Below are 299 nucleotides of genomic sequence, written 5' to 3'. Positions count from 1 at the left end.
GACAGATAATCTTGTTGTACGTGCGGAATATCGTTACTCAGATTTTGGTAAAAAGAAATTTAAAGACGAAATTGAAATTAAATATAAGACGAATGATTTCCGTGCAGGAATAGCTTATAAATTCTAGTTTTTTGGAAATAAAGAAGCTCAAGTCTAAGAGGTCCTGTCTTTGATAGGGCCTTTATTTTTTGAAATTTTATGCATGGTAAATCTCTTTCATGGAAAAGAAAGAGATCTTTGATTTTGAGTGACGATGAGGAGGTAAGGAAGCATTACTCAGATTCTTAATTATTAAGAAT

1 protein-coding gene is annotated in these 299 nt (G+C 31.4%); it reads left to right on the top strand.

The features are described 5' to 3' along the window. A partial coding sequence (locus ACFINC_RS10840) for an outer membrane protein (protein ID WP_375617217.1) occupies positions 1–127 on the top strand: 127 nt, incomplete at its 5' end. Positions 128–299: the final 172 nt, after the last annotated feature.

Origin of the sequence: Bartonella sp. AP58NXGY, from assembly GCF_042195785.1 — a bacterium.
Lineage (GTDB): Bacteria > Pseudomonadota > Alphaproteobacteria > Rhizobiales > Rhizobiaceae > Bartonella.
The sequence above is the reverse complement of the archived record's forward strand: the minus strand, read 5'-3'. Positions and strand labels throughout refer to the sequence as shown.